We start from the raw sequence: 16,538 nt of genomic DNA, 5'->3' as shown, positions 1-16,538 counted from the left end.
TTCAAACGCCTTCTTGTAGATGTCCAAGTCCAAATGACTTTTAAAGGTTTCTCGACTCAACTGCTTCATCCCCCGCTCCCCCATCCCCTTTGCTCCCCCATCCCCTTTGCTCCCCCATCCCCTTTGCCCCCCCATCCCCTTTGCCCCCCCAGCCCCCCCATCCCCTTTGCCCCCCCATGTCCTCGGCAGCAACTTCTTTGGTAAAAATGATTCGTTCGTAGGGTTCACCTTCGAACTCACCAGTTAGGGAGAATTTAATTTCCGCCATCGTCATAGATTAGTAATACCCGGATAAAGAACTGGAGTATTAGGAAGACATTGTGAGAGAAAATGAACTATTTACCTTTTGTTTAAATTCATTTCATCCCAGCCGAGAAGTTGCTGTGATTTACTAGCCATTGCCAACCGATGTTTGATGACAGCAGTAATTCCTTGCGTCCTCCAGCCAATATTTGATTGACTTCATCGATTGAGCTAACGATACTCAAAGCCCCCCATAAACACCGGCACTTACTAACAGTAACAGCAGCGAGACGGAGAGATTTTAGCTATTAGTTGTGCTTTGTTGCTGTTGAATCCAGAGGGGAGAATTGTGTCATTTTCGCTGATGACGAAGTGACGCTTATAAGCGATTACCAGTGCATCTCTCGAGACTTGAGAATATACATGCAACTTCTGAAGTGGGTAAGCGAAAGAACTAACCTTGCCACCAATCGAACCGCAGCTTAAAGCGATGAACAGCCGCTGATTTTTGGCGAGTTTTTCCATCTGAATCTCGGTGATTAAGTACATAGGAAACAGTCACTAACACTGCTAGACCAGTCATGGTGAGGGTAAATACCATTTCGCTGCTGACATACTTTGAATGAACTTCAATTAAATCCCAATAACCACCAATCATCCCGATTAAAAGCGACCCACCAATGATGACGGCAAGGTCTTTATTACCTTGAGCAATAGCCATCATATATCCCCAGTAGCCTAGTATTCCTAACCGCAGCAGCATGATGGGAAAGTGGAAGGGAGGAACTAACCGGGACAAGTATGCAGCACCGCAGGAAATGGCAGCGTACAATACTAACTCATTAGCATTTTTCAGATGACGCAGCATTTTCTACTCGACTTACTTGTTCAGGTAAGGGTGAGTTGTTAGCTCACCCTATTAAACATCACAACCTAATCCTGATCAGCACTTTGGATGTCAGCTGCTATGTCTGGCTGGCGCTTGCTGTTGAAATTGATTCGTTTGGTTTTACCGTCAACTAGAATCTTTTGGTTGGATTCTAAGACCTCAAATTCAATATCAATCAGCTGGGATTCGTAACCGTACACAGACTTGTCGTAATAGTTGACTAAAGCTGCTGTACGTTTCTCTTTCAGTTGGTTGCGAACGTTGGTACGGTGTTCCAGCTTGGTAGAGTAAGCTTTATACCCAGCCATTGCCAGAAAAATGTCCGCTGTTTCCTCGTCCAGTTTTTCCTGGTGGTTGATTGCGGCTTTAACCAATAGCTTGTGGAATTGCGCCAGCTTGATTTCTCCCCGCATCAAACGACGGATCTGCTTGAACATTTCTGGTAAGAGTTTAGAGTCGCCCTCTACCATGTCGGCTATCTTTCGGATGGCTTTAACGTTGCTAGCCATTATTCCCTTTTCCTCAAGCCGGGTGATGAAAGTCCTTCGAGTTGAATGAGTACTTATTCCCTTCGCTGAGTACCCGCAGCACTCCAAAGCATTCCGCAAAAATACAGCGGGAACCGCTGTTATGAGGTACAGTAACAGCAACTAGCAAACCAATTTCTTAAATGTTGAGGATTGACTAAATTGAGGGCAACTGCAATTATTCTATCAATCATAGACGTGGTAGTTGGAGCGAAGCGCAGCCAAAATGATTTTAGCTGTGACCAGCAAAATTCAATTGGGTTAAAATCAGGAGAGTATGGGGATAAACAAATAATGCTAGCGCCAACAGCATTAATCATTGGTTCAATAGAACCTAGTTTATGCGCGGGTAAATTATCCATCACTACTACGGATCCTACCCATAATTGCTCGCCTAAAAATTTCTCAATAAATACTGCTGCTCGTCCATCCATTGCATCATTCATTGTCATCAATGCCAGCACTTTATTAATGCTAATTGCGCCAATCGCAGTGACTTTTGCGGCAAGGGTACAATCGTTTGAGTTCTGATACTCTTGTCCCTGGCAGGGAACGGGCATGAGTTCTAGTCAAACCCAGTAGAACCCCGGTTTCATCCAAAAATCCTCGGTTTTCTGGCTCGATATCTTTGATTTTTTCCCAATACTCTACTCTTAATTTTTGGACTCTTTCTGTCGCGGCTTGACTGCTGTACCATGTTTTTTTTGACGATTAAGTCCTAAGTTCTGCAAATAGGGACACATTGCCGTCCGACTCACCCAATTTCCGGTCTTCTGTGCCAATAATTCACACAACTCTACCAAGGTGGCATCCGGGTTTTCTGCTACCATTGTTCTAATTTCTGCTTTGGCAGTCAGATGACCCAATTGTGGTTTTCCTCTCGGTTTTGGCTGTAAATTTCCCTCGGTTTGTTGTTGATCGTGCCTGTTTTTGGACTAGACTTTTACTGACAGCAAACCAGGTAGCTACTTTCCTAATTGGCATCTTTTCTGCCAAATGTGCCTTGACTATTTTTTCTCGGAGATCTAGGGAATATGCTTTCATTAGCTTTGACTACAACAATGAGATATTATTGTACCTCATAACAGCGGGAACCGCTGTAAATCCGCCGTTTTGAAGCAGACGTGTTTTGTAGAGTCGCGCTGGCTGGGAAATAACCATTCCCTGTGCGGCAGTTTATCAGCTTTGAGCCGTTCCTACAGCGTTGGATGAAGCGGCACTTGTCTAGTTTTGCGGTGGAAGCTAGTATCTGCCTTGCGAGTTCTAGCGCGGAAAGTGATGTGGTCGCGCGGACAACCAGATGCGTACAAATCCTCAACCCGCAGCGCCACAATTGCGCCCCACCTTTCCCCTGTGTAATACGCAATATCCCAAAATAACTGATGCCAACCTTGCCTAACTCTACGGAGCTTTAACTACTCAGATTCGGAAATTATTTCCGCTTGTCCGTGTCGTGAAATTTTAGCCATAAGTCACTAGAAGTTTTAGGTGATTCAAAACTTCTAGTGACATATATTATTTTAATCTTGTGTCTAGACAACAACAAAAACCTGACTCGGTCCATCCAGCTAGTTTTTAACAATTCCACTTTTACTTAAAAGTGGAAATGACACTAGCCTTCTTAGTTAAATAAATAATAATTGCATTTTTAACTGCCGTGGTAGAAGAGCCAATAATTGTCAACGGCGCTACTAATCTAACTGCCAGCAACCGCACAAACTTTGTCGAAGTTTATTCTCCGGGTACTGGCTTAAATGGTGACGTTGCTGATTTTATAGCGACGGTAGATATAACTGCGATGGCGGCACTGCCAGCGCCACCCGCAGCGCGACGAGAAACACAGATGCAGCGCGACGACCGCTATCAGGAACTGATTGGCAACCATCCGGCTAAGTACTTGGGAATTTACCAATCGCTGCCGGGGAGTGACTGACGCATTTTAAGCACCCGCCTCGCACTTGGGAATTCACGACGGGCATATGAAGAGGATATCGTTGTTCGCCTGACCAATTTGCCGCACCTAGTGCTAGCACCGCGAGGGAAACTGTGGGCGAAGGTGGAAGACATCGCCGGGTCGGGTCCGAAAGCTGGTAGCGACCAAGTTAGCTTGTGGTTGGTCGCCGGTGAAGTTGCACCGAGTACCGATGAAGCTTACCGCATCGTTCAAAGTCACCCCAGCAGCGTCACCGTGACCGCTACTAGGTCAATCATCGTACCTGCCAAGACCGCAAGCTGGTGACGATTGTTAACCGGGGAAGTGGGATTGTCTATCTCAACTACGGTACGAGTGGGATTGCTAACGCGGGTATTGGTTTAAATCCAGGTGGGTCAAGCCACGTTCTGAATATTCGCGGGATTAATTGCTTTGGTGCGATTTCTGCAATTGTCGCATCTGGCACGGCGTTGAAATTATGGAGTCGATTTGATGGCTGTTGGCTCTCTGAAAATTGCCTCAAAAGTTGCATCTGGAATTCTAAAAAGATCGGGATATTCATCGCCGAGTTTACCCCTAAGGCGACCCGTAGCGGATTTTGGCAGATTGCCGCGCGCGGTGCCAAGACGAGAGGCTTACAAAAGAGGATATGACCGGGCTTATGAGCAATACAGAAGGCAAATTTACGAGCAATACGAAAGAAGAGGTAGAACCCCTATCGGGTTGGCCCTGGACGGCAATTTTGAGCAGTTTAACGAGCGATTCCGGGATGACACCTGAAGCGCTGGCAAAGTTAATCGTGCAGGAGTACGGGCGCTACTACGAGCAAGATTCGCGGGGAACTTTACCTCAGATTACCCAATCAGCAACTAATTTGACAGCGATCGAGAAACTGGCAGAGGCGATGCGTCGATTAGCTTCAGTTTTACGTCAATTGCTGGCTGAAAAAGATTTTGATGTTGAGAATGCACTTTCCTATGCTAAGCGTAAGGTGGTGCGTTTTAGAGATAAAGACTGTGTGGATTTGTATGATTTTTTGAAGATTATACTAGATGAGTATGCTGGAGATAATCATGAATTAACTCAGGTTATTGATGAGGTGATGGATTTGCTGATTGTGGAAGTAGAACCGCAATTAATCGTGGCAAATGTTACTTCGGGGGTTAGGTTTAAGCGTGTTAAAGGGTTGTCGATTTATTCGCCACTGAGAGGCTATTCTCCATTTTATGAGCGATCGGATTTTGCTGATTGTGGATGGGGAGAATTTTTGAGGGGTTTGAATGATTTGGGTTGAAATTTAAGTAATTTTGAGCAAGGAATTCTGGAAATCAATAAACGTAGCCACTTTGAGCAGGCAACCCTCACAAAGGTTCTGATTTCGCTACGATAGACCAAGTTACAGTTTGACCAACTCATTGATGGTATTGGAGTCTAGTTTCACCGTCAATATTAACCTTTCAACTGTGCAACCGCTAAGGAGTAATACTAATCCTATGAGAAATAATCTCTTCCTATGAGAAGTAATCTCTTAGATAGAACCAACTATCATCATCATCTTTTAGATGATTAGGAAGGTACTTCGGTCCTTGTTCAACTCTGTTTTTACTAGATTTTTTGGCTTCCGTGAACCCCAAAGCTGCTCTCACAACAGTTTGTTTGATGGTTTCATAATCACGCCGTTCTGCAACACCAAAACTACAAGTAACTCTAAGTTCTGGTGCAAGCGATGACCACCTATGGTTGGCAATTCGAGAGCGAATTTTATTGCAAATATCTACTGCTTCAGCAAGTTGGAACCCAGGGAAAAAAATATAAAATGTATCATCACCACAACGCCCAGTCTTGCATTCACTACTACATTCTTCTCTAAGAATATTCGCAACAGCCGCAAGAACTTCATCACCAACCTCTCTACCATAACGTTTATTTATTATAGTCAATTCGTCTATGTCTGCCATTGCTATAATTATATTTCTTTGGCTCTGAGAAGGAATGTTTGCTATAATCTGCGGAAGAATTTCTTTGAGAAACATTTCTCCCGCTTCTCTATCCAGAAGTTGGTCAGTATAGGTAGGCAAATCAATAACAGAACGTAGTTTGTCGATGCGTTGCTGTAAGTCTGTGTCTACTTGCGAGCGCACATATTCCAACAATGCCCAAAGCGCTTGTCTACCAGGTGCAACTTCGCCGTAGTCTATCAGTTTGCTGACCATCTCTGGGATGAAAGTTTCAACAGCACCACTCCAAGTTATGCGTTGCAGTACAGGTGCATGGTTTTCCAACAATGCCCAAAGCGCTTGTCTACCAGGTGCAACTTCGCCGTAGTCTATCAGTTTGCTGACCATCTCTGGGATGAAAGTTTCAACAGCACCACTCCAGATTATGCGTTGTAGTACAGGTGCATCGTTGGTCAGTGCTAGGACTAACAAGGCGCGACGGTTTTCCTCATCTTCCACAAACGGTCTGAGCAGATCTACCAATTCATTGATGGTTTCAGGAGTTAATTTCACCCCCCAGTTAACAGAGTTATTTGCAACTTTCTCACCTTTTGATTTTGACTGGCGTCTACCTCTTCCTTGGATTAGTCTGATGGGTTCACCGTGGTTGCTAATTATTGGAAATTGGGGGATTTTTACCTGGGCGTAGTACGCTTTTAGCTCCCGCTCAACCGAGACTGCCAGCATTTGGTTGGTTATCCAATCGTACTCTGGGACTTGATAGGGGTCGAGTCCTTTGAGAAGTGCCCCTGTCAGAACTCCATGTTCACCATCTAACTCCTTATAGGCAACCTCATAATCACGGGATGCGGCAATAAAAAAGCGATCGCACCCTGAACCTTGCCCTCCCAGATCAGTTTCTCTGAAGTTCAACAACTCTCCACTAAAGCAGCAATCCAACCAAACAATCTGCTGCTGTACTAGACTTGCCTGCAAGATTTCTTGTAAATCTCGCAGCGACATACCCCATAGATTTTTGCTAGGACTGGCATCACTGGTTGCTAAATAGCCTTGTGTTAGGCTTCCTATAGACTTTCGCAGTCCATGCCCAGCGAAAAACAGCAGTGCTGTTTCTGAAGTTCTATCGCTATTGGGGAGGAAGAGATGAGCGATCGCTTCTTCTAGCTCTTCTGTCTTGACTATCTTATTTGGATCGACCTGCAATTTTCCGTCTATAACACTAGCTGGTAAGCGCGTCACTCGAAAATTGTCATCGGCTTCCAGCAATTGCGCGATCGCCTCAGCATCAGAAGCTGGAGTTGTCAGGTGCTTGGCTTTACTGGTCGGTGTATCTTTTAAAAAAGGATACTGATTTATACCAACTACAAGTGCATCTCGCGTCATAAAAACTGATTCTGCCCAGATTTACTACTTTATCCTCTTATTGATGCACCCCAGCTTGATGAATTCCGACCGCACCAAAACCCTACTCGCTCTCTTACTCGCTCTCAGAGAGCTGGAAACTCCCCTCAGCGCTGATGAACAAGCCGTTCTGCAAGATGTAGGGCAGCAATTAGCGATTGACCCCGATTACTGGGACTTCATTCAAGAAGGGCTAATGGCAGTGATTGAAGCCAATTCTGCCTTAAATCATCTTTATCATTCTAACCGAGCAAAACTAGATGCTTTAGACGGTCGCATCCCACGAGAATTACTGCCCAGTTTAGCGGAGTTAGAGCAAGAGCTTTTTCCACAGGCTAAAGAATTAGATACTTTAGACGATCAAATTCCGCGACAATTGCTGCCCAGCTTAGCGAAGTTAGAGCAAGAACTGTTTTCACAGGCTAAAGAATTAGATACTTTAGACGATCAAATTCCGCGACAATTGCTGCCCAGCTTAGCGAAGTTAGAGCAAGAACTGTTTCCACAGGCTAAAGAAATTGAAACTCGTGACGATCAAATCAAAGGCGATCGCCAGCCAAACAAAGTCATCGACCTGAGCAGCACGATTCTAAAAACCGAAAATCAAGACCAAAGCGCCAAGGCGAGTACCCTGGAGCCATTCGCGGACTATGTAAAAACTTACCGCTTTTTCAACACCTACTTTGGCGACCCTAACAATCAAACAACAATCCCACCCAGCGAAGCACTTATTCACGGACAAGCTTATATTTTATTCATCGATATCAGCCCAGAACGAAAAGGAATAGACGAGCAACAAACTCCCTTCCCAGATGGAGTGCTGGCTCAAATCTGGAATAACCAAGAAACCTTATCTCTAGATGTAGTCGTTGCTTCCAAAGATTTCAGCATCAATACAACCGTAAAACCCCTCACTTTACCCCGTAGTGGTGCTTCCGATAGCATCCAATTTACGGTTAAACCGAACCGATTTGAAGGTCGCGGCAATATCCGCGTAGAGTTGTTTTATCGCGGCTACCTACTTCAGTCCAAGCAACTCGAAGTCCTAATTATACCCAGAGCGGGTGCTGAAATTCCAGAATCCCTGCGTCCAGCGCAAACCGCCCGCATTACCTTCACCACCACAGATTTACTCGCTAACGAACAGCTAGCATTGCTTCCAGAACGGGTACTGACGGTAGCTGTAGAGCTTGACCAACGCGACGGCAGCATTGATTTTCGCTTCCTCGACCGGACTGGTGGCGATCGCGAACTAGCCTTCTATGACACTACCTTACAACCTGCCGCACTGGGGAATGCGATCGCAAATATCCGCCAACAACTCTACTTAACCTTGCACAATGGATATTGGGGCGAAGTTGAAGGGTGTGCAGAACAACTTAACACTTGGCTTCCCAAACTTGCAGATGTCGGACGCGAACTTTATCGACAACTATTGCCCCAGAATAAAAGTGGTTTATTAGCAGACGAACAAGAAGAACTTCTACAAGCTGCGCTCAAACCTGGTACCGTTATCCAAGTCAACCCTGTGTTAGGAAAAGTAACAATTCCCTGGGCGCTGCTGTACGAGCGAAAAGTCAAACCCACTAAGCGGACGAGTGTATGCGATCGCTTTTCCAACCACGATTTAGATTGTACCAATTGCCCGAATAAAGATAATCCAAATTTTGTTTGTCCCCATGCTTTCTGGGGTTATCGTTATTCTATTGAGCAACTGCCCTGCTGGGTCAGCAATCAACATCCTGCTACTTTAGCATTGGTGCGACAGATTCAAAATAACGAACCATTGTGCTTAAGTTTCAACGTCTGGCGTGAGTTTAATTTGTGGAGAGAACATCTACCCAAACTAGAAGCCGCTGGCTCATTGAATCTACTCATTTCCGAGGAAATCCCCCAGCTAGAAATGATTTGGGAAGAACATGGACATCAGTTAGATTTAGTCTACTTTTACTGCCACGGTGGAGTAGAAGAAATGCCCAAGCGACCCTATTTAGAACTGAGCGACGAGCGGATTTACAGTAATTTTTTAGAATGTTACGAATCAACCTGGCAGCATCACCCGCTTGTTTTCCTCAACGGTTGTGCGACGGGAGACTATGGCCCGGAAAGCTATGTTAGTTTAATTGATGATTTTTTGAATGCGGGAGCGAGTGGAGTTGTGGGTACAGAATGTCCGGTATCGGAAAAATTTGCCGAACATTTTGCTACTGAAGTATTCAAGCGTCTGTTTAGCGGAGAACCAATGGGAAAGGCGATGCTAGCAGTGCGTCGCGAATTGCTAGAAAAATACTCAAATCCCCTCGGTTTGGTTTACTCTTTATATGCTGCCCATGAAATTGCCTTAGCTTGTTCTGTCTCTTGTAAATAACATGAAACGCTGGATTTTTACCGCTTTATGCTGTTTGCTGATTTACCCGTCATCCGCTTTTGCCCAAACTACGATTACGGTGGATGCCAAAGATAAACCCTTGCAGATTAAAGGTTGGTTGAATGAAGAAAATACCCTGGTAGGCAGCATCCGTTTATCTGCTCCTGCGGCAGTGGAAAAACTCACATTTCTCGCTTCTGATTTGAAACGCCAAGAAGGAGAGGGGGGAATTGGTCGTCAGCAGATAGCGTTTATTGGCGAACCCAAATTGCAAGCAGGTATCCCCAAAGATTTTCAGGTAAAGGTTACAAATCCCCAATTGCCGGGAACTTATAAAGGCCAAATTGAAGTATTCCTAGCGAATCAAAAACCACAAGTTATTCCCTTTACTGTATTGGTAAAAGTTAGACCGACTTTAATTCCCTTGCGGGGCAACGAACAAGTACAATTGCAATTAACCCAATGTAACCCGTTGCTAGATTGCGGGTTAGCACGTTTACTATTTCCAGCGAGTGCATTTTTACAAAGTTGGGATTTAGCCTTTGATAATTCAGTGGATGCCCCGGTAAAAGTGACGGGTGCTGAGGTGCTATTAAAAGGAGAGCAAACGGGCTATCAGTTAACTTCTAATCAAATTAAAGTCTCTAATATACCCCAAACTTTAGCAGCCGATTCAGTTGTCAGGCTACCGTTAACTTGGGACAGCTTAAAAATTCCTCCCGACCGCTACACCGGAGCGGTTTATTTAAGTTTAGATGGGGCTAGAGATCGGTTAATCATTCCCGTCAATTTGACCGTGCGGATTGCTCCTTTAATGCCGCTTTTGGTGTTAGTTTTAGGCATTGTTTTAGGCCGATTAATTAAGTACATGCAAGAAAAAGGCATTCCCCAAGCTGAGGCATTAGGAAAGGTCAAAGAGCTAGAGCAGCAGATTGATAAGATAAATCCAGAAGACCGAAACATTCTCATGCCAATGGTTGACAATGCTAAAAATTTGGTGCAGCAGATGGAGTTAGAACCAGCTACAGCAGAAGTCGAGAAAATTAACGCCCGTTTGGAATGTTTGCAGCAGCTACGCACCATTGAGCAAAAGTTAGAACCGATTAAATCTCATCCCCAGGTTAAGGGAGATAATGGGATTTTGAAGAAGATTAGTAATATGCGGGTGGAAATTGATTTGCAGCAGGATGAACAGGCAAAAGCATTACTAGAAGAAGTGCAGAAAAATGTGGTTACTTTGAAAAGTTCCCTCACGATGATGGGGCCAGATAAAACACCTAATTTTAAAATTTCAGAAGTTACTAAAGCAGTAAACGATGCGGCTGTAGCTGTTGGTAATGCAGTTCAATCTGGGGTCGAGCAACCTATAAAATGGGTGAGTGGGTTGCAGAAATTGTTGATCTTTATTTCAGGGAGTGAGTTTCGGGCTAAGGCTACTTATTGGTTTGCGCGACCGTTGTTTTCTTTAGCACTGTTGGTTGGGTTATCGACAGTGGGGTTGCGTTCTCTCTACGTGCAGAAGGGAGGGACATTTGGGGCTGACCCATTTTCTGATTATTTAGGATTGATACTGTGGGGATTGAGTGCAGATGTAGCGAGTCGCAGTTTGAGCGATTTAGCGGGGGGAGAGGAGAAAAAAGAGTAAGTTTGTGTTGCTTAATTATTGGTTATAATGCGATTGCAGAGTGCAGTTGTTATCAATTTTCTGGCTGAATTGGATCGCCTGATGGTGGATGTCGTCCTACTGCTTTGTCCGCTGCACGAATATTAATAACCCTTTCTCGATTTAAGGCTAATGCGGTAACTGTAGCCCGTCCAATTGGAGTTAAACCAATAATGAATAGTCCATCAGCCGACCAAATAAAATGATTGCTCCAACTATCTTGTCTTGGGTTAAATAGCGGTACTTCTGCATCGGACTGGGAATCGATGGCTGTTGTTCTATCGGATTTCTTGCGGTTGCAATGAAAGCAAGCTAGAGCCAAATTTTCAAGGGTATCTGCTCCATTTTTCGTGAGTGGAATGATATGCTCAATCGTAAAGGCTACATACTGCCATTGTTCGGAGGCATGACAGTATTCGCATAGAAAATTAGCCCGCTGGCTAACTTGGTTTTGGCTATCTTCAGGAATTGGGCGACGCGCAGGCATGTTTTATAGCTCGGATTGATTCTGGTTTAAGTAAAGATTGCGGATAGTCCGATTTATAAAACTGAGGTAATCATCAATTTCTTCATAGAGATCGAGTTCTTGTTCTTCTTCAGAATTGAGGAGTGAGGTTTGATTTTTTTCTAATAGTGTGTCAATACGTTCTTGAACAGTACTAGAGGCACGAAAGATCGGGATTCCTTCAATTAATTCAATGCGGACTGCTCCTTCAATTGGCAAGCTCTTGGGTAGGTTTTGCAGTTTGGGTAAAAGTAGCATTATTTGGGAGTGTATTGGGGTTCAAGTTGAATTATACGCTCATTCTATTGAATCAAACTTGGGTACGGCAACGATCCAACTGGGCAATGGGTGACAGTAGCGATCGCTCATTGTCCTCTCTGGAGTATCAATTGCAATGCGAGCAGAAGCAACGTTGTGGGTGGTGCGATCGTTGTTGTCGTTGGATTGGTGCTTTGGGGATTGAGTGCGGATGTGGCGAGTCGCAGTTTGAGTAGTTTGTCGGGGGAGAGGGGAAACAGGAGTAATTTGTGTAAAACTCGCCGTGTCTGCGCCTGCGTTTTGATTCCAACAAATCCCTGATTAAAGTTAACCCCATCTCAAACTTTTATATTTACTCAGGAGGGCGATTCCAATCACTTTTGAAAATTGATCGACTAGAGCGAGGGTCGCCACAGTTTCTATTCTCCACCGTTCCATCGGGCATGGTAGTATTACATAATATTGCTTGACTCAGATCTGTTTTAGTTAGATCGGTGTTGCTGAAATTTGCATTTATAAGGATGCTATTGGTAAACTGAGTTTGTTCGAGAGTGGCTCCTTTAAAGTTGACACTATGCAGATTAGCTTCACTTAAGTCGGTATAACTAAGATTAGCATTACTTAGATCGGCACCAGCAAGGTTTGCTTTGCGAAGTAGAGTGGGAATTGTGTCAGCTCCAGTATCATACTCAGTGAGGTCGGCTCCACGAAGACTAGCTCCGGGAAGATCGGCTTTAGACAGGTTAACTCCACGCAGGTCAGCCCCACTCAAGTCAGCTCCTTTGTGACGGAAGCCAGCCGAAGTGGGGTCAGGTTTACTAAGCCTAGCTTCTGAGAGATTGGCTTGAACGAGAATAGCTTCTTGAAGTTTGGCGGCTCCAAGATCGACTCTACTAAGATTGGCGGAGGTGAGATCTGCACCACGCAAGTCAACATCACGAAGATCCAGATTGTGGAGATCGGCATCCCGGAAATCAATACCACGAAGATCTGCTTGATTGAGAGCAATGCACTGACCGAACAATAGATTTGCTAGGTAGCCAGGAATATTCTGTCTAGCTTCTACACGGCAACCTTTCGTTAGGTATTCAAAGGCTTTATTTTTTCCTGACGCATTAGCAGATTCGAGAGTTCTCTTAGCAGCTTCTGTTTGCAAGAACGGCTCAAAAATGGCGAAGATCAAAAAAATTGGTATCGTCAGGAAGCTAGCGGCTATAAGCCGACTATTCCATTGCTGCTTAACACTAGCTTGAATGAACTCCTCTAGCAATTGGGAGTAAGTCAAGCCTCCAGGGTTTTTTAAGCGAACACTTTTCGCTTCTTTCAACTGTTTTCCCCGCAGCAAATAATCCTTAGACTTCCCCTTATCTCGCCACTCCTCAGCCGCCGTCTGAATCTTGCGCTCAGTTCTAATCGCCTCTCGGTTATTATCCAACAACTCACGCAACCGCGACCAATGGCGAATCAGCGCCTCATGCGCCACATCTACCACCGCCACCTTCTCTTGACCCTTTCTTTGTTCGCTGGTGACAATTAACTTTGCCTCAGCCAACTTTTGAATGACTCGTTCCACCAAGTCTGCCGATTCTACTTGGGTGACTAAATCTTTTTGCGGCACTTGCTTGCGAGTATCAGGCGTACCTTCCCCTAGCTGCGTCAACTTGATAAAAATCTGATCAGCTACTCGCTGTTCTTCAACAGAAAGTTTTTTGTAAGCTTGTTCTGCCAAATTTTCCAGGGTTTTCTGTACCCCACCCAGTCGATTGTAACTGTCCAGCTTCAGCCAATTTAGCGTCTGCCGTTGCCACAGTTGCTCTAATGTATAGGACAACAAAGGCAACATTCCCGGTTCGGGTTCCCGCGTTTGCTGTTCTGCCTCCACACCCAAATCCTTGAGGATGGCGTTAATCAAATTCTCTTCTACCTTCCGCCCCAGTTGTTGTGCGGGTTCTCGAATTGCCCGCCGCAATTCTTCAGGTGACATCGGCGTTACCATCACCAGATTGGCAATCATCAGATCGGTCAGTTCCGGGTAAGCAGCACACTTGCCCAGAAAATCATCCCGCATCGCAAAGATGAGGCAGAGTTTATCCCCTGTTAATTTCAGCGCCCCCAACAAACTAGAAATAAATTGCTGTCGGTCAGTTGGGTTTTGACAGACCGTGAAAACTTCCTCAAATTGATCCACAATCAGTAATGTGCGCGGCGATTTCGAGACTCTAATCAACCGTGCCAAACCCGTCGCCCCCTGTGAAATTGCCTCCTGGGCCTCTCGTAACTGCTTTGCACGTTCAATATCCGTCACGTCCTCATCCAGAAACGCCGTTGCCAAACTCACCAACGGTTGTTCACCCGGAGTAAAAATCCGAATTTTCCATTCCTCCGTTCCCGGTAATCTGCGTTCCTGTTGCAACTGATAGATCAACCCCGCCCGGAGTAAAGAAGACTTGCCACTCCCGGAAACCCCCAACACTGCCAAAAAATTCCCCTTACCAACCTGAACTCGCTCAATTAGCTTTTGGGTCAATGCTTCCCGTCCATAAAAATAGGTCGCATCTTCGACATCAAAAAAACGCAACCCTTTGTAAGGACAAACATCTGAAGGCGTAGCGATAAAAACCTGCTCCCGTTCGCCCGTCAGAATAATTTCGCGGTTAGGATTGTACCAAATTGGCTGCTGGGGAACATCCTTAAGCGCTTGAGCAATATACTCGATTAACTTGTCATTGTTGACCACACCATCTGGCTGTTTCGAGGGGTCGAGTCCTTGCCACAATGCTTGAGAAAACACCCCATGCTGTCCTTGAATATCCCCCTCAGCAACTTCAAATTCCCGCGCCGCTGCAATCAAAAACCTTGTCCGATCCTGACCTGCCGTGCCTAAATCTGCCTCGGCAAAATTGAGTAATTCGCCACTGTAGCAGCAATCTAACCAAACAATTTGCTGCCGCACAGGACTTTTTTGCAACAGTTCTCGCAACCATCGCAAAGAAACTCCCCACTGATTCTTTTGAGGACAAGTATCGCTCGTTGCTAGAAAGCCTTCCGTAACTCCACCCCGATTTTTCCGCAACCCATGACCGCCAAAATACAGCAAAGCTGTCTCTGGAACGCTTTCTCCTTCAGGATTAAATAGTCTAATAATGGCATCTTCCAACGTCTGAGCGTAAACCAAGTCATTCACTCCTGAAGCCACCTGGCGCTGCCCATTCTGAATCGTTTCCGGCAACCGTCGCACGCGAAACCCGCCATACTCTTCTAAGCGTTGTGCGATCGCTTCTGCATCGTTAGCAGGGGTCGAAAGATGTTTCGCCTTGCTTGTCGGAGTATCCTTCAGAAAGGGATACTGATTAATCCCCACTACCAACGCATCTCGATTCATCGCTTCAGAGTCCGCCTGCGCTCGACACCTTGCTTTTGCTAACTAATATACTGGTTAAAACCGATACGCAGGGTGGCTTGTCCAGTAAACGGTAACAATTTTTCATACCATCGCGAATATATTCCGCGTTGGAGCAATGAATTTGAGCGCAGAGCTAAATGTATCTATTGATACTTTAAACCCGGACTTACCGCCCCCCGCACCGAAAGCAGCACCGACGCATTGCGGTATCCTATCATTGCGATCGCAATCGTCCGCTGTTTAATATCCGCACCCAACACCGCCAGTCTGTGCAAATACATACCTGCACCTTCCGGCTTGGCTTCAAACAGCAATATCTTCACCTTCATTTCGCCGGTGGGAGTGATAAAATTGCTAGTCGCTGCTTTTAGTTTGCTCTCCAAAGCTTCTTTATCTTGATATTCGCGCTTGTGGTAGCAAAACGGTAAGTGCCAGAGAAAACTTGCTTTCCAACTTCAACATCTGTTTAAGAACCCATAGCGCCCCGCAAATTTTGGGAATAGCACAAGCATATTTGAGTTCTTTGAGTAGGGAATTGCCACCATATTTGTGCTGTGCTAAAAAGCCGACGGCGTGATACTCGTCGCCAATGCCTACCCAGCAAGTGTTTTCTGGATCTGTTTGCCCGGTTTTAGTTGCTTCGTAATCTTTGAGAGAATCATAAGATACATCCGCTACTTCCGGTTCCATGCACAGCAGTAGTGGTTCGTCCTTTTTGGCATAGGATTGGGCGATCGCTTTCGTTTTACTTGCGCCTAAATCAATGGCTAATACCAAGTCAGGTGGTGGAATTTGAACTGGTTTTGGCATCTTTTACTCCTGTGTATTTGACATCATGGGAAATTGAACTATGTAGCACAAATCGATTTTGCAGTCGGTTATATCGAAAGGTATATGGTACTGGCGCTCGCTCTTTTAGTCTGGGAGCAAGCCATGCTAATGTCAGACAATCAAACTCTTTAAATATCGCCGCCATAATTCTCAAAATTAGGCGTAAATTTTTAGATATAATTTAACAAATCGGCGCTCAATTTTAGTGAATTCATGACCAAATAATTTATACTATTTATTAGTAAGCGACCTCACAAACCGCGTCTTTTAATTCCTTCAGTGTGAGGAATATTCGTCCTTGACTCAAACTGGGGGAGGCGACGATATAGAAGGATTAGCAGGATGCGTTCGCGCTTTTCTGGCGCGGCTAGCGCAATCGCGCTTTTCTGGCGCGGCTAGTGCGATCGCGCTGCTGTTTCCGTTCCTCCCCAGATGCCCCAATTATGAAGAACAAACGAATTACTGTCAGGTTTGAAGATGAAGAATACACCTTACTGCTAGTCAAAGCCTCGCAAGCGGGAATGTCAGTCAGCGATTACGTGCGAGAAACATCGCTATG

General features: G+C 45.2%; 19 protein-coding genes. 9 read left to right on the top strand and 10 right to left on the bottom strand.

Going from position 1 to position 16,538, the window contains the following annotated elements:
• Positions 1-697: 697 nt before the first annotated feature.
• The 4 genes from MiSe_RS41115 to MiSe_RS41100 all read right to left on the bottom strand — a co-directional run bounded on the left by MiSe_RS41115 (position 698) and on the right by MiSe_RS41100 (position 2,525).
• Positions 698-1,111 (bottom strand): hypothetical protein, encoded by a 414-nt coding sequence (locus tag MiSe_RS41115; protein WP_226591706.1) that lies wholly within the window; start codon positions 1,109-1,111, stop codon positions 698-700.
• Positions 1,112-1,176: 65 nt separating this feature from the next.
• Positions 1,177-1,641 carry a hypothetical protein gene (locus MiSe_RS41110; RefSeq protein WP_226591705.1) on the bottom strand — a complete coding sequence of 155 codons (465 nt, stop codon included), beginning with the start codon at positions 1,639-1,641 and terminating at the stop codon, positions 1,177-1,179.
• A 119-nt stretch (positions 1,642-1,760) separates the two neighbouring features.
• Positions 1,761-2,219 carry a transposase gene (locus tag MiSe_RS41105; protein ID WP_226591704.1) on the bottom strand — a complete coding sequence of 153 codons (459 nt, stop codon included), beginning with the start codon at positions 2,217-2,219 and terminating at the stop codon, positions 1,761-1,763.
• 93 nt (positions 2,220-2,312) lie between these two features.
• Positions 2,313-2,525 (bottom strand): hypothetical protein, encoded by a 213-nt coding sequence (locus MiSe_RS41100; protein WP_226591703.1) that lies wholly within the window; start codon positions 2,523-2,525, stop codon positions 2,313-2,315.
• 791 nt (positions 2,526-3,316) lie between these two features.
• Here MiSe_RS41100 and MiSe_RS41095 point away from each other — a divergent pair.
• From MiSe_RS41095 to MiSe_RS41080, 4 genes are all read left to right on the top strand, one after another.
• Positions 3,317-3,592: a hypothetical protein gene (locus MiSe_RS41095; protein WP_226591702.1), complete on the top strand. Its 276-nt coding sequence runs from the start codon at positions 3,317-3,319 to the stop codon at positions 3,590-3,592.
• A gap of 90 nt (positions 3,593-3,682) precedes the next feature.
• On the top strand, positions 3,683-3,898 hold the full coding sequence (locus MiSe_RS41090) for a hypothetical protein (RefSeq protein ID WP_226591701.1): 216 nt from the start codon (positions 3,683-3,685) through the stop codon (positions 3,896-3,898).
• Positions 3,895-4,245 carry a hypothetical protein gene (locus MiSe_RS41085; RefSeq protein WP_226591699.1) on the top strand — a complete coding sequence of 117 codons (351 nt, stop codon included), beginning with the start codon at positions 3,895-3,897 and terminating at the stop codon, positions 4,243-4,245. Before MiSe_RS41090 ends, MiSe_RS41085 begins: the two co-directional genes overlap by 4 nt.
• 8 nt (positions 4,246-4,253) lie before the next feature.
• Positions 4,254-4,886 carry a clostripain-related cysteine peptidase gene (locus MiSe_RS41080; protein WP_226591696.1) on the top strand — a complete coding sequence of 211 codons (633 nt, stop codon included), beginning with the start codon at positions 4,254-4,256 and terminating at the stop codon, positions 4,884-4,886.
• Positions 4,887-5,103: 217 nt separating this feature from the next.
• Here the strand turns inward: MiSe_RS41080 and MiSe_RS41070 are convergent, their stop codons facing one another.
• The gene (locus tag MiSe_RS41070; protein WP_226591694.1) at positions 5,104-6,933 is read right to left on the bottom strand and encodes a diguanylate cyclase; all 1,830 of its coding nucleotides are present in this window, start codon (positions 6,931-6,933) and stop codon (positions 5,104-5,106) included.
• A gap of 58 nt (positions 6,934-6,991) precedes the next feature.
• On the opposite strand from MiSe_RS41070, the gene MiSe_RS41065 reads away from it, so the two are divergent.
• Complete coding sequence (locus tag MiSe_RS41065) at positions 6,992-9,319, top strand: CHAT domain-containing protein (RefSeq protein ID WP_226591692.1); 2,328 nt, start codon at positions 6,992-6,994, stop codon at positions 9,317-9,319.
• A gap of 1 nt (position 9,320) precedes the next feature.
• Positions 9,321-10,964 carry a hypothetical protein gene (locus MiSe_RS41060; protein WP_226591690.1) on the top strand — a complete coding sequence of 548 codons (1,644 nt, stop codon included), beginning with the start codon at positions 9,321-9,323 and terminating at the stop codon, positions 10,962-10,964.
• A gap of 52 nt (positions 10,965-11,016) precedes the next feature.
• Here the strand turns inward: MiSe_RS41060 and MiSe_RS41055 are convergent, their stop codons facing one another.
• Positions 11,017-11,469, bottom strand: coding sequence for an HNH endonuclease (locus tag MiSe_RS41055; RefSeq protein ID WP_226591688.1), 453 nt, complete (start codon positions 11,467-11,469; stop codon positions 11,017-11,019).
• A 3-nt stretch (positions 11,470-11,472) separates the two neighbouring features.
• Positions 11,473-11,745 carry a hypothetical protein gene (locus tag MiSe_RS41050; RefSeq protein ID WP_226591686.1) on the bottom strand — a complete coding sequence of 91 codons (273 nt, stop codon included), beginning with the start codon at positions 11,743-11,745 and terminating at the stop codon, positions 11,473-11,475.
• Positions 11,746-11,835: 90 nt separating this feature from the next.
• Between MiSe_RS41050 and MiSe_RS41045 the strand changes: the two genes are divergently transcribed.
• Positions 11,836-12,066, top strand: a complete 231-nt coding sequence (locus MiSe_RS41045) for a hypothetical protein (RefSeq protein WP_226591684.1) — start codon at positions 11,836-11,838, stop codon at positions 12,064-12,066.
• Between the two features lie 31 nt (positions 12,067-12,097).
• Here MiSe_RS41045 and MiSe_RS41040 read toward each other — a convergent pair whose 3' ends face one another.
• The 3 genes from MiSe_RS41040 to MiSe_RS41030 form a co-directional block, all read right to left on the bottom strand.
• Positions 12,098-15,127 (bottom strand): nSTAND1 domain-containing NTPase, encoded by a 3,030-nt coding sequence (locus tag MiSe_RS41040; protein WP_226591682.1) that lies wholly within the window; start codon positions 15,125-15,127, stop codon positions 12,098-12,100.
• Between the two features lie 164 nt (positions 15,128-15,291).
• Positions 15,292-15,531, bottom strand: coding sequence for a hypothetical protein (locus tag MiSe_RS41035; RefSeq protein WP_226591680.1), 240 nt, complete (start codon positions 15,529-15,531; stop codon positions 15,292-15,294).
• A 7-nt stretch (positions 15,532-15,538) separates the two neighbouring features.
• Complete coding sequence (locus tag MiSe_RS41030) at positions 15,539-15,958, bottom strand: acetate and sugar kinases/Hsc70/actin family protein (protein ID WP_226591678.1); 420 nt, start codon at positions 15,956-15,958, stop codon at positions 15,539-15,541.
• A gap of 319 nt (positions 15,959-16,277) precedes the next feature.
• On the opposite strand from MiSe_RS41030, the gene MiSe_RS41025 reads away from it, so the two are divergent.
• Positions 16,278-16,454 carry a hypothetical protein gene (locus MiSe_RS41025; protein WP_226591676.1) on the top strand — a complete coding sequence of 59 codons (177 nt, stop codon included), beginning with the start codon at positions 16,278-16,280 and terminating at the stop codon, positions 16,452-16,454.
• Positions 16,423-16,538 (top strand): plasmid mobilization protein (locus MiSe_RS53260; RefSeq protein ID WP_373872788.1); only part of this gene is annotated, 116 nt, incomplete at its 3' end. The genes MiSe_RS41025 and MiSe_RS53260, both read left to right, overlap by 32 nt.

Source organism: Microseira wollei NIES-4236, assembly GCF_020521235.1.
Taxonomy (GTDB): domain Bacteria; phylum Cyanobacteriota; class Cyanobacteriia; order Cyanobacteriales; family Aerosakkonemataceae; genus Microseira; species Microseira wollei.
The sequence above is the reverse complement of the archived record's forward strand: the minus strand, read 5'-3'. Positions and strand labels throughout refer to the sequence as shown.

Excerpts from the sequence above, each read along its gene's own strand:
- MiSe_RS41115 (WP_226591706.1), bottom strand. The coding sequence starts at position 1,111 with ATGCTGCGTCATCTGAAAAATGCTAATGAGTTAGTATTGTACGCTGCC.
- MiSe_RS41110 (WP_226591705.1), bottom strand. The coding sequence starts at position 1,641 with ATGGCTAGCAACGTTAAAGCCATCCGAAAGATAGCCGACATGGTAGAG.
- MiSe_RS41105 (WP_226591704.1), bottom strand. The coding sequence starts at position 2,219 with ATGCCCGTTCCCTGCCAGGGACAAGAGTATCAGAACTCAAACGATTGT.
- MiSe_RS41080 (WP_226591696.1), top strand. The coding sequence starts at position 4,254 with ATGAGCAATACAGAAGGCAAATTTACGAGCAATACGAAAGAAGAGGTA.
- MiSe_RS41070 (WP_226591694.1), bottom strand. The coding sequence starts at position 6,933 with ATGACGCGAGATGCACTTGTAGTTGGTATAAATCAGTATCCTTTTTTA.
- MiSe_RS41065 (WP_226591692.1), top strand. The coding sequence starts at position 6,992 with ATGAATTCCGACCGCACCAAAACCCTACTCGCTCTCTTACTCGCTCTC.
- MiSe_RS41060 (WP_226591690.1), top strand. The coding sequence starts at position 9,321 with ATGAAACGCTGGATTTTTACCGCTTTATGCTGTTTGCTGATTTACCCG.
- MiSe_RS41055 (WP_226591688.1), bottom strand. The coding sequence starts at position 11,469 with ATGCCTGCGCGTCGCCCAATTCCTGAAGATAGCCAAAACCAAGTTAGC.
- MiSe_RS41050 (WP_226591686.1), bottom strand. The coding sequence starts at position 11,745 with ATGCTACTTTTACCCAAACTGCAAAACCTACCCAAGAGCTTGCCAATT.
- MiSe_RS41040 (WP_226591682.1), bottom strand. The coding sequence starts at position 15,127 with ATGAATCGAGATGCGTTGGTAGTGGGGATTAATCAGTATCCCTTTCTG.
- MiSe_RS41030 (WP_226591678.1), bottom strand. The coding sequence starts at position 15,958 with ATGCCAAAACCAGTTCAAATTCCACCACCTGACTTGGTATTAGCCATT.